Genomic DNA, 11,236 nt, shown 5'->3' on the forward strand with positions numbered 1-11,236 from the left:
CCGTCGCCGAGGCCGTCGCTGAAATCAATGACCGTCAATTCCACAGGCCGATCTTTTCCAGTTCCTGCTTGAAGTTGTCGCGGGTGATCAGCGTCACGTCGTCCATCGCGGTGTACTTCGCCGGTTCTTTGCCGGTGGTGACCCATTCGTACATCATGCTCGCCGTGTTGTAGCCCTCGATATGCGGGCTCGGCAGCATCGAGCCGTAGAAGCCGCTGACAGGTTTCTTCAGCTCACCAATGGCGTCGGTGCCGTTGATGCCGATACCGATCACGTTGGCTGCGGCGAAACCGGCGCTTTCAGTGGCGCGCACACCGCCCAGCACGGTGTTGTCGTTCATGCCGCCGATGATCAGGTTCTTCGCCGCGCCCGGCAGTTTCACCAGCGCCGAATTGGTGGCGTCCATGCTGCCCGGCACATCGAGGGTTTTGAGGGCCGAGAACAGAATGTGATCCTTCGGCATACCGGCATCTTCCAGCGCTTTCACCGACCCGTCGGTGCGTTTTTTGCCGGTATCGAGTTCGTTGTAGGTATTGATCACCGCATAGGTGTCTTTCCAGTCCCAATTGCGCTTCTTCGCTTCGGTCGCCATGGCATTGCCTTGTTTCTGGCCGACTTCGAACGCCGCCATGCCGAGGTACGGCACGTCTTCCATGAACTTGCCGCTGGCATCGACGAAACGGTCATCAACGGCGATCACTCTCAACCCGTTGAGCTTGGCTTTGGCCATGATCGCCGGGCCGAGGGACACGTCCGGCGGACAGATCACGAAACCTTTGGCGCCATTGGCCGCGAGGCTGTCAATGGCCGAGAGGGTTTTCTCGCCGTCGGGCACGGCGATCTTGATCAGGGTGAAACCCTTCTCCTTCCCGGCCTTTTCGGCGAACGCCCATTCGGTCTGGAACCAGGGCTCTTCCGCTTGTTTGACCAGAAAACCGATTTTCACTTCCTCGGCCGCAAGCAACGTACTGGTGAGGCTGACCGCGGTGACCGCCAAAGCGGCACAGCACAGGGAACGGATCCCACGACGACGATTCATAAGCTGACTCCTTGTTGTTTTTGTTGAGCATTCTTGGAAAGCCATAAAACGGTAAAAGGCGGCACGGCCAAAAGTCATATCGTATGATGATTGGATTTCAGGCGTCGTTCTGCGCCTCAAACCTCGCACACTCAGTCGTGATACATGACCGAACGACCACCATCGATAGTGATGCACGAGGCGTTGATGAATGGCGCTTCATCGCTCGCCAGGAATACTGCCGTCATCGCCACTTCGATCGGCTGTCCGATGCGTTTTGGCGGATGCAGGTCAAAGGCGCGTTGCCGCTCGGCATGCGGATCGGCAAAACCGTTCCAGTAGTCGACGTTCAATTGGGTTTCAATGTAGCCGGGCGCGATGGCGTTGACGCGAATGCCCTTGGGCGCGTATTCGATGCCTAATGCGCGGGTCAGGCCGAGCAAACCATGCTTGGCCACCGGATACGGAAAGCAGCCGGGAATGATGTGGCTGGAATGGGTCGAAGCGATATTGATGATGCTGCCGATGCCTTGCTCGATCATCTGCGGCAACACTGCCTTGCAGCCATACCAGGCACCATCGAGGTCAATGGCAAAGCAGCGGCGCCAGTCTTCCTCGGTCATCTCCAGCGGATCGCGGAACACGTTGACCCCGGCGCAATTGACCAGCACGTCGATGCGCCCGTGGCGCTCTACCGCCAATCTGGCCATCGCCTGCAGATCCTGCTGGCACGACACGTCGGCCTTGATCGCCACGACATCCGCCCCTTGGTCCCGCCAGTGCGCCGCGACTTTCTCGACTTTCTCGGCCTGGATATCGCTGATGATCAGCTTGGCTTGCTGGGACGCGAAGGCCGCGACGATCGCCTCGCCAATACCTTGGGCGGCGCCGGTCAGCAGCACGACTTTATTTTTCAGGCGTTCGCCTTTGGGTGGCTCGGGCACCGGTGGCAGGGTAAGGGGTTCAGCCATGGATCAGGACTCCTGTTCGAAAGCATGACGAAAACCGGGCATCTGTGGATGTCCGGTTGAAAGGCGTAGAAGTAGAAACTGACAAGAACGCAAACGCTTCAGCGTGGAAGCGCTCTGAGGCACTGACTCCACACGGACGTGCGGTGGAATTTCGCTGCATCACTTCACCTGTTTTGTTTTTTTAAGTGTGAGTGCATGTACTTGGTGGAGCCGACTATAAACCCGGCCCGCAGAAAATCTCAATATATATATTCGCATCCCATATTATGGGACTAAACCTGCAAATCGGGTGCAGGGTTTTCCGCCGATATCCATAGCAATCGATAACACCGCCCCATCCAACGGGTGGTTCCGTGGGCTGGCAGCGCTCGTGATGAACAGGGTTTTCAAGTCTTCACCGCCGAATACGCAACTGGTGGGACGGCTGACCGGCAACTCGATCACTCGATCAACCGCGCCGCTTGGCGTTAGCCTCAGCAAGCAACCGCCGTCCCAGCGCGCATTCCAGATGAAACCTTCTGCATCCATCGCCGAGCCATCCGGACCGCCGCGCTGATGGGGACCGAACCAGACTTGAGACGGATCGAGCACGCCGTCGGTGCGAATGAAATGCCGATACAACGTGCCATCGAAGCTGTCGCCGAAATACACCTGAGTGGCGTCATCGCTCCATAGCAGCGTGTTGGGAATGCCCAGTCCGCGCAGCAGCGGTGTCACACGGGCATCAGGATCAATGCGAAACAAACCGCCGGTACGCCTCACGACGGGCAGGTCTTCACCGTTTACGCCGATGTTGTTTTGCATGGTGCCGAGCCAAAGTCGGCCCTGTGCATCGCAGCGGGCTTCGTTGGCGCGATTGCCGGGTTGTGGATCGGCGATACAGAACAGCGTGAGCCGCGGCTCCAGCCCTGGTGAATCCAGGTCAAGCCGATAGACACCGCTGCTCAAGGTCACAAGGGCATCACCGCTTTCACAGGGAATGAACGCCGACACGTGCTCGGGCATCTCCCAGATTTGCACATTGGAACCGATCAGGCGCAGGGCTTGTTTGCCGGCGATATCCACCCAGTACAGGGCCTGTGCGGGAACGTCCCAGAACGGGCCTTCACCCAGTTTCGCCCGATGCTCGGTAAGCGCCGTCAGCGTCATGAAGCCTCCTGTATTGTTTTTGTTTTTATGCAGCGCTAGGGATGGTGTGTCAGTCGAGGCCACAGCGGTTGATACACCCTCGCCAGTTCCTACCGTTATTGCAGTTGTCAGCTGGCCTTTTTATCGGCCATGACTTGTGGGTAGTAACGCTTGATCGCCAGGTCGGCGTTGTCGATAAGGGTCATGCAGGCCCAGACGCCCCGTGCCGTATCCCGTGCGGCAATGGCTTCGGCCAGGTCTTTGTGAAGGGGTAAGGTGCGGCGTAATTCGTCCGGGTCGGCGGCGGACACTTCGAACGCTACAGCGAGCAGCGCTCCCAATGCGGGAACCATTTGTTCGATGAATTGATTGTGGCTGGCGGCGAGGATGCACTCGTGAAACACCTGGTCGGCGCGGTTGTAATCAATGCCGCTGTCGACCGCTCGTTCCAACGCGTTGTAAGCCAACAGGATGGCGTCGACTTGCTCGCCATTGGCCCGCTCGCACGCCCAACGCACCGCCATCGGTTCGATGGTGCGGCGCAGGTCGAGCAAATCGTCGACGAAGTTTTCCGGCAATCCGCTGCGAGACAGCCAACCGACGACCTGCGGATCGAAGAGATTCCAGCGGCGCACCGGCAAAACCCGCGTGCCGACCTTGGGTCCGACTTCAAGCATACCTTTGGCGACCAGCGTCTTGATGGCTTCGCGGATGACCGTGCGACTGACGCCGAGTTGCTCGCCGAGATCGGCCTCGACTTTGAGGGATTGCCCCGGTTTGACCTGCCCGGTGGCGATCCAGCAACCCAGCCAATCGACCGTTGACGCATGAAAGCTGCTGGACATGGACACCTCAAAGCCGTTCGCAATGAAGGCTAACGCTAATCATCATATGATTGGCTGTCAATCTTTTCAGGGCTCCAGGCCGATACGGAAAAACTCGCCGCCACTCCACACACCGAGCCAGCGCTTCCCGTCGATCTCGCGACTGACCGCCAGTTCCACCAGCTGGTAGAACACGTTGCGGTGAATCAGCGCTTCAAGATTGGTTCGCACATGAACGTAAGGCGCCGGTTCTTGAGTGTCCGGGTCGATCACCACGCGGATCGGGTGTTCGGCTCCAGCCTCTGCGGTCTCGTCAACATTGGTGGTAAAGCGCAGGCGTTGCGCCTCACCCTCGCCCTCCACGTCAACGGCAACCGCCACGAACGGCGCATCGTCGACCTTGATGCCGACCTTCTCTACGGGGGTGATAAGGAAATAATCATCGCCGTCGCGGCGGATGATAGTGGAGAACAATTTGACCATGGGCTTGCGTCCGATCGGCGTCCCCAGGTAGTACCAGGTGCCGTCGCGGGCGATGCGCATGTCGATATCGCCGCAGAAGTCAGGGTTCCACAGGTGGACCGGCGGCAAGCCTTGGGTCTTGGGGATTTGCCCCAGCAGGTCGTTGGCTTTTTGCGGGTCACTCATGGTGTTCTCCTTGGGTTTACTGGTCGCTGAGCCCCAGCAGGCTGCGCGCGTATTGTTGCAACGGCGGGCCCATCAGGTCTTCGGGTTTTTCGTCGTGGAACGTCAGCAAACCGCCACGACTCTTGATATGTGCAGTATCAATCAAATACTGGGTGCTGGTCTCGATCAACATGATCTGAATCACGCCGCTGTCGACGCCCAGGCGATCCAGCGCTTCCTGATCCAGCCACTCGTCCGAGTTGCCGATGCGGTCGTCGGACTTGGCAAAACGGGTGTAGAGCAGGTAGTGAGCACCGACGGCACGGGCTTCACTCATGGCCTGGTCAAGCCCTTCCGGAACTCGGGCGCGACGGACCATCGGGAAGTATTCAACAAAGCCATCGAAGGCGACTTCGGCAATCACATTGGGGCGCGGGTAAACGGTGCTGCCCGGCGGCATGAACGCACCCTGGGCAATGTAGACGAACGAGTCCGGTTGAATGCGCAGGTTGTTCACGCGACGGCTGTCGCTGTGGTCAAGCAAACCTGCATCGCTCATATGGTAACGAGTCCCTTCGGCCATATCGCTGACGTTCATGCAGCCACCAAGCGCCATAACGGTCAGCAGCAAAACCAGGCTACGCATCCTATCCTCCAGGGGCCGGTGACGGAAAACCGGCGAATGGTCGTGGGATGCAGCTTCCGCGCCAGCTCCCGCTCACCAACACTCAGATCGCATTACGAGCAGGCTCGCACAGGGGATCGCATTTCAATGTGGGAGCGTGCCTGCTCGCGATGAGGAAAGATCAGCCGCCGATGATTTTCATTACGGTCGCGCCACCAGAGAACGCTACTTCCTGCTTGTCCCCCAAGGCTTTCACCAAGAGTCTCTGCAGGGCCGGCAGTGCCTGGTGGCGCGGCTTGTCCAGGAGATCACCGATGTAATGCCGATTGCTCGATGACAGGCAGCCATGCAGCCACCCCGTTGAGGACAAGCGCAATCGTGAACAGGTTCGGCAGAACGGGACGCTCTCGTTGGCAATCACGCCGAAATGCCCTAGCCCCGGAATTTCGTAGCGCACGGCGGTTGCATCGACCGGTGCATCGGCTTGCAAATATTCGTAACGCTCGCCGATCAGGCTCAGCAATTGCTGGAGGCTGACAAACTGTTGCAGAAAGGAATTGGAGTCGCTGGCCAAGTGCCCCATGCGCATGAGCTCGATGAATCGCAGTTCATAACCGCGCTCCAGACAGTAATCGAGCAGAGGCATCACCTGGTCGAGGTTCTGACCGCGCAACGGCACCATGTTGACCTTGATCTTGAGGCCGGCCGCGTGGGCCTGGTCCATACCGTCGAGCACAGTCGCCAGGTCGCCGCCACGGGCAATACCGCGGAACGCACTGGCATCGAGGGTATCGAGGGAAACGTTGATACGCCGGATGCCGGCATCCACCAGCAAGGGCAGTTTCTTCGCCAGAAGCTGCCCATTGGTGGTCAGGCTGATGTCTTCCAGCCCCATCTGCCCAACCGCCGTCATGAACGCTTCGAGTTTCGGGCTGACCAGCGGCTCGCCACCGGTGATGCGCAAACGCTCGATGCCGGCGGCTTCGATCAGATATGCCACACCGCGGGCCATGGCTTCGGCCGACAATTCATCCTGCGCAGCCACCAACCGCTTGCCGTTAGGCACGCAATAGGTACAAGCATAATTGCAGGCTGAGGTCAGGCTGATGCGCAGATTGCGAAAACGCCTGCCTTGACGGTCAACGATCATGATTTCTCCGGTGGAAGACTATTTGGGGCCGCTAAAACTTGACCTAGAAATCAAGTTTTAGCAAGTCCTACACCTGAGTATATTCCTGCGCACGTCACCCTGTAGCGAAATCATGGCGCAATAAGGTGGCTGAATGGCTCAGCTGCTCGGGGTATCGCTGTCGCGCTTGCGCTTGTTGCCCATGCGTACGCCGATGTCCATCAGAAACTGGAAGAAACCTTCCTGATCTTCCAGCACGTTGCTCCAGAATGGCGAGTGATACAGCGCCACGGCGCCGTGCACCAGCGCCCAGGATGCGCAGTAATGGAAGTAAGGTGGGACGTCCTCAAGCTTGCCTTCGCTGATCCTCCCCTTGATCAGCAATGTCAGGCGTTCGAAGTTCGAGGCGCGAATCTTGTGCAGCTCCTCGATCATCTCCGGGACCTGATTGCCCTTGACCACCTTTTCTTCCAGGCGATCGAACAGGCGATAGCGCTGAGGATCGCGCATGCGGAACTCAAAATACGCGCGAGACAGGGCTTCCTTGTCCTTGTCGACGTCAGCGGAATGCAAGAGCTCGTTCAAATCACGCTCGTAATCGAGCATCAGGCGCAAATAGATTTCAGCCTTGGATTTGAAGTGCTTGTAGATCGTGCCTTTGCCGATACCGACAGCATCAGCAATCATCTCGACGGTGACACTGTCTTCACCTTGTTCGAGGAACAGCTTGAGCGCGGTATCGAGAATTTCTTGCTCGCGGCGACGAAACTCACGGACCTTACGGGGTTCTTTATGCATAAGAAAAGGTCTGTTCGGGTCAAAAATCGAAGCCGCGTATTATGCCTAACTTGCGTAAAAATGCACGGATCATCCGACCATATCTGCGCTTTCTGGTCATTCTGTGCACGCCGCCGGGTTGATGAGAACTCTTCCGAAGCGGCGGTATTCCAAATTTGTTTAAAAATCCCGGACATCAAACTGGACGAGATGCAATCCTGATCAATACTTGAACTGTCGGCGGGACATCTCCCCCAAGTGTCATGCCGATATTGGTACCAACGGACCGCGTGCCATTGTTTTACTCCTAATGGTCTTAACCCGGATTCACCCCCCAGAACCCGGGTTTTTTTTGCCTGCGATTCAGGCGCAAAAGCCCCGTAGGAGCTGCCGCAGGCTGCGAACTTTTCCGGCGTTACGCCAAACCCCTGACATGCGCCAAGGGAAACAATCGCTTAAAGTTCTCTGTGGTCTGCTCAGCAAATCGCTCGTAGGACTCACCCCGCAACATTGCCAGAAATTCCGCTACTTCACGCACGTACTGCGGCAGGTTCGGCTTGCCGCGATAGGGGATCGGCGCCAGGTACGGCGAATCGGTTTCCACCAGCAACCGGTCGGCAGGCACTTTGCTGGCCACATCGCGCAAGGCGTCGGCATTGCGAAAAGTGACAATTCCGGACAGGGAAATGTAGTACCCCATGTCCAGCGCAGCCCTCGCCATCTCCCAGTCTTCGGTGAAGCAATGCAGCACGCCTGCCTGGGGCAGTGCTGCGTCACGTAGCAGATCCAGGGTATCGGCACGGGCGCCACGGGTGTGGATGATCACCGGCTTGCCCGTCTGCTGCGCCGCTTGCAGGTGCAGGCGAAAGGATTCCTGCTGCAACACTGCCGCTTCCGGCTCGTAGTGATAGTCCAGGCCAGTTTCGCCAATCGCCACCACACGCGGGTGATTTAGCTCATGCAACAGCCAGTCGAGGGCTGGTGCGGCGCTCGGTTGAACATCCAGAGGATGTACGCCAACCGAACAATCGACGTCGTCATAACGCTCGGCCAGGGCTTTAACGTCGGCAGCATTGTCAGCACTGATACCGATGCACAGAAAGTGCCCGACTCCGCGCTGGCGAGCGGCATCGAGTGCGGCATCCAGTGAACCGTCGTGGGCAGTCAGGTCAAGGCGATCGAGGTGGCAATGGGAATCTACGAGCATAAAAGGGCCGCAACTTACATCGAATGAGTGGGACAACAGGATTTACCAGTGCTTTAAGTCTAGGCCCGGACAGTCATCGCTGGGCGGGCAAGGACGCCCATTGCACCAGCAAGGCTTCCAGCAACAAAACCCGATTAAGGTTCGCTTTGCTCAATACTTTCTGGCGCTGGGAGAGGATCCAGTCCTGAATATTCAAGACTTTGTCCTGAGCGGTTTTCTGCGCCAGATACTGAATGACCTTGCGCATATCGGTCAGCCCCAGCCCGCCCTCATCCTGAGTCAGCTGATAGCGCAGGATCAGGCTGGACCAATCGCAGAACCAGTCAAACAACAAAAGCAACGGAATCGCATTCCAGCCTTCAGCCAGTTGCGTTGGCGATTGTTGCTGCTTGAGCAGCTTTTTTACCCCCTCAACGACTTGGGCCCGCTGATCGCGAACGCCCTGAGCCTGCAAAGTGACCGCAGCCAGCGGCGAGCCCGCCGCCAGGGTCAGCAGTTCAGCACGCTCCTCTTCTGTGCAGTCCGGCAAGGCCTTCGCCAGCCAGGCTTGACTCATGGCCTCACTCGGCAACGGGCAGGCCTGCTGCACGCATCGGCTCTTGACGGTCGGCAACAGGCGGCTTGGCTGGTGACTGACCAGTAACAGAACGGTATTGCCGGAAGGCTCTTCAAGGCTTTTCAGCAAGGCGTTGGCGGCATTGATATTCATCGATTCGACCGGCTCGATCAGCACCACTTTGCGCCCACCCAGTTGCGCAGTCTGCACAACGAAGCTGACCAGGTCCCGAACCTGATCGACCTTGATCGCCTTGTCGGCCTCTTCCGGTTCCAGAATATAGTTGTCCGGATGACTACCCGCCTTCAGCAACAGGCAGGATTTGCATTCGCCACAGGCCTCAAGCCCAGCGGGACGCTGACACAGCAGTCTGGCCATTAAGCGTTCAGCCAGCGCCCGTTTGCCGATACCGGCCGGACCGTGCAACAGATAGGCGTGGGCATGCTGGGCACGACCGGCCAGTTGCTGCCACAGACTGTCCTGCCACGGATAGGCCTCAGCCACGGGTTAGCTCCAGCAAACGCGGCAACAGTGCATCCAGCGACTGCTGAACCTGCGTCAACGGTTGTGCAGCGTCAACCAGAACATAGCGCGCCGGATCCGCTTCGGCTCGCTTGAGGAAGGCACTGCGCACGGCATCGAAAAAGGTCCGGCCTTCGAGTTCGAAGCGATCCAGGCGACCGCGAGCACTGGCGCGGGCAAGGCCTACTTCCACGGGCAAATCGAAAATCAGCGTCAGGTCCGGGCGCAGATCGCCCTGAACAAAGGTCTCCAGGGTGGCAATGCGCTCGAGCGACAAACCGCGACCACCGCCCTGATAGGCATAAGTCGAATCGGTAAAACGATCACACAAAACCACCGCACCACGGGACAAGGCCGGGCGAATCACCTCGGCCAGATGCTGGGCTCGTGCAGCGAACACCAGCAGCAATTCGGTATCCGGGTTCATGACTTCATCGACCGGCGCCAACAGCACTTCGCGGATGCGCTCGGCCAGTGGCGTTCCACCCGGCTCGCGGGTCAACACCACCTCGATACCGGCGGCGCGCAAACGCTCGGCAAGGTATTCGCGGTTGGTGCTCTTGCCGGCGCCTTCAGGGCCTTCCAGCGTAATAAACAAGCCAGTCACAGGCAGTCCTTAGTCAGAGTCATTGCGAGCTTTGCGGTGCGGTTGCATCAAGAACCGGTGCATCCGGTGCAGGTACAGGCGCAGGTTCTTGCGGCGGCACCTGAGGCAAAGTGTCGGGAGCGCCGTTCGGTGACGCGTCGGGGATCGGTGCCTCGATTTCCTCAGTCTCCGGTTCGGCAGCTTCATCCACCGGCGTCTCGGGCGCGGAGATCGGCGCCGGACTGGAGCGGTAGTCGGCGCGACGCTTGATCTGGTACTCACGCACCGCATTGTTGTGCGCATCCAGATCATCGGAGAACACATGGCTGCCATCACCGCGCGCCACGAAATACAGACTGCTGCCCTCCACCGGATTGAGCGCCGCATGGATCGCTTCGCGACCGACCATGGCAATCGGGGTCGGCGGCAGGCCAGCGATCATGTAAGTGTTGTAGGGCGTGGCTTCCCGCAGATGTGCCCGGGTCAACTTGCCGCTGTAACGGTCACCGAGGCCATAGATCACCGTCGGGTCGGTCTGCAGCAACATGCCCATTGCCATCCGCCGCACAAACACGCCGGCTATCTGCCCACGCTCCTGCGGCACACCGGTTTCCTTTTCTACCAGCGAAGCCATGATCAGCGCCTGATAGGGCTCAGTGTACGGCACGTCAGCCGATCGTTGCGCCCACTCCTTGGCAAGCACATCGTTGAGGCGATCATAGGCAATTTTCAGCAGCTCGACATCGGACATGCCGCGCACGAAACGATAGGTGTCAGGGAAGAATCGCCCTTCCGGAAAAATCCCGGTATGGCCAAGCTTGTCCATGACCTGGCTGTCGCTCAAGCCCTCAAGGGTCTGCTCCAACTTTTCGTCCTTGGCCAGTGCCGCACGGACTTGATGAAAATTCCAGCCTTCGACCAGGGTCAGGCTGTACTGAACCATCTCTGCTCGCTTCCACAGGTCGATCAGCCCTTCGACCGTCATGCCGGGAAGCATGCGGTATTCGCCGCTGTGCAGAGGTTGTTTGGGTAGATTGAAGCGCCAATAGACGCGCAGCCAGAACGCGTCCTTGATGACGCCGTCGGCTTCCATTTTAAGGAACGTACGATTCGGAGTAGTGCCCTTGGGCACCTCCAACAGTTTTTCCTGAGTGATATTCAGCGGCTGCACCAATGCTGAATGAATTTTCCAGGCAGAAGCGCCCAACATCAGCCCCGCCAGAACCAGTCCGGTTTCCAGCAGCAGCAAGAGTTTACGTCTCACGT

General features: G+C 58.5%; 12 protein-coding genes. All 12 read right to left on the reverse strand.

All coding sequences use genetic code 11. The features are described from left to right. Positions 1–34 precede the first annotated feature (34 nt). Positions 35–1,039, reverse strand: a complete 1,005-nt coding sequence (locus AD668_RS21215) for a substrate-binding domain-containing protein (RefSeq protein WP_053161881.1) — start codon at positions 1,037–1,039, stop codon at positions 35–37. Between the two features lie 131 nt (positions 1,040–1,170). Further along, positions 1,171–1,989 carry an SDR family oxidoreductase gene (locus tag AD668_RS21220; RefSeq protein WP_053161883.1) on the reverse strand — a complete coding sequence of 273 codons (819 nt, stop codon included), beginning with the start codon at positions 1,987–1,989 and terminating at the stop codon, positions 1,171–1,173. Between the two features lie 264 nt (positions 1,990–2,253). Then, the gene (locus AD668_RS21225; protein ID WP_053161885.1) at positions 2,254–3,138 is read right to left on the reverse strand and encodes an SMP-30/gluconolactonase/LRE family protein; all 885 of its coding nucleotides are present in this window, start codon (positions 3,136–3,138) and stop codon (positions 2,254–2,256) included. 107 nt (positions 3,139–3,245) lie between these two features. Next, entirely contained in the window at positions 3,246–3,962 is a 717-nt protein-coding gene (locus tag AD668_RS21230) for a FadR/GntR family transcriptional regulator (RefSeq protein ID WP_053161886.1), read from the reverse strand. Between the two features lie 66 nt (positions 3,963–4,028). Then, positions 4,029–4,589: a DUF1285 domain-containing protein gene (locus AD668_RS21235; protein ID WP_053161888.1), complete on the reverse strand. Its 561-nt coding sequence runs from the start codon at positions 4,587–4,589 to the stop codon at positions 4,029–4,031. 16 nt (positions 4,590–4,605) lie between these two features. Further along, positions 4,606–5,214 carry a DUF4823 domain-containing protein gene (locus AD668_RS21240; RefSeq protein ID WP_053161891.1) on the reverse strand — a complete coding sequence of 203 codons (609 nt, stop codon included), beginning with the start codon at positions 5,212–5,214 and terminating at the stop codon, positions 4,606–4,608. A gap of 160 nt (positions 5,215–5,374) precedes the next feature. Further along, the gene (locus tag AD668_RS21245) at positions 5,375–6,343 is read right to left on the reverse strand and encodes a GTP 3',8-cyclase MoaA (protein WP_053161893.1); all 969 of its coding nucleotides are present in this window, start codon (positions 6,341–6,343) and stop codon (positions 5,375–5,377) included. Positions 6,344–6,481: 138 nt separating this feature from the next. Beyond that, positions 6,482–7,120: a TetR/AcrR family transcriptional regulator gene (locus AD668_RS21250; protein WP_053161895.1), complete on the reverse strand. Its 639-nt coding sequence runs from the start codon at positions 7,118–7,120 to the stop codon at positions 6,482–6,484. 394 nt (positions 7,121–7,514) lie between these two features. Then, positions 7,515–8,306, reverse strand: a complete 792-nt coding sequence (locus tag AD668_RS21255; RefSeq protein WP_053161897.1) for a TatD family hydrolase — start codon at positions 8,304–8,306, stop codon at positions 7,515–7,517. A 73-nt stretch (positions 8,307–8,379) separates the two neighbouring features. Further along, positions 8,380–9,366 carry a DNA polymerase III subunit delta' gene (locus AD668_RS21260; protein WP_053161899.1) on the reverse strand — a complete coding sequence of 329 codons (987 nt, stop codon included), beginning with the start codon at positions 9,364–9,366 and terminating at the stop codon, positions 8,380–8,382. Beyond that, complete coding sequence (tmk, locus tag AD668_RS21265; RefSeq protein WP_053161900.1) at positions 9,359–9,991, reverse strand: dTMP kinase; 633 nt, start codon at positions 9,989–9,991, stop codon at positions 9,359–9,361. Before tmk ends, AD668_RS21260 begins: the two co-directional genes overlap by 8 nt. 19 nt (positions 9,992–10,010) lie before the next feature. Beyond that, on the reverse strand, positions 10,011–11,234 hold the full coding sequence (gene mltG / locus AD668_RS21270; protein WP_053161902.1) for an endolytic transglycosylase MltG: 1,224 nt from the start codon (positions 11,232–11,234) through the stop codon (positions 10,011–10,013). Positions 11,235–11,236 lie beyond the last annotated feature (2 nt).

The organism is Pseudomonas sp. P1.8, assembly GCF_001269805.1.
Lineage (GTDB): Bacteria > Pseudomonadota > Gammaproteobacteria > Pseudomonadales > Pseudomonadaceae > Aquipseudomonas.